The sequence below is a fragment of the Mesorhizobium sp. M1A.T.Ca.IN.004.03.1.1 genome (assembly GCF_003997555.1).
GTDB lineage: Bacteria > Pseudomonadota > Alphaproteobacteria > Rhizobiales > Rhizobiaceae > Mesorhizobium.
The window spans coordinates 1-262 of record NZ_RZTV01000517.1; the positions used below are offsets into that span (position 1 = coordinate 1).

Consider the following 262-nt stretch of genomic DNA (forward strand, 5'->3'; position numbering starts at 1 on the left):
AGGAAGGCGACGAGGAACTCGAGACCGGTCAGGGCGACGGTCATGATGAGGGGAAGAACGGCGCCGCCGACACCGACTGCACCGAGGGCTCCAAGCGAGGCGACGAAGCCTGCGAACACCTTCAGCGTGATGTGACCGGCGAGCATGTTGGCGAAAAGACGAACGGAGAGCGAAATCGGACGGGACAGGAAGGAGATGACTTCGATCGCGACAACAAGCGGCAGCAGAACGCCCGGCACGCCCGAGGGAACGAAGACATTCA

Annotated in this window: 1 protein-coding gene; it reads right to left on the reverse strand. The window is 62.2% G+C overall.

Annotated features, from left to right (window positions below):
* A partial coding sequence (locus tag EOD29_RS32705; RefSeq protein WP_164763993.1) for a F0F1 ATP synthase subunit A occupies window positions 1–262 on the reverse strand: 262 nt, incomplete at both ends.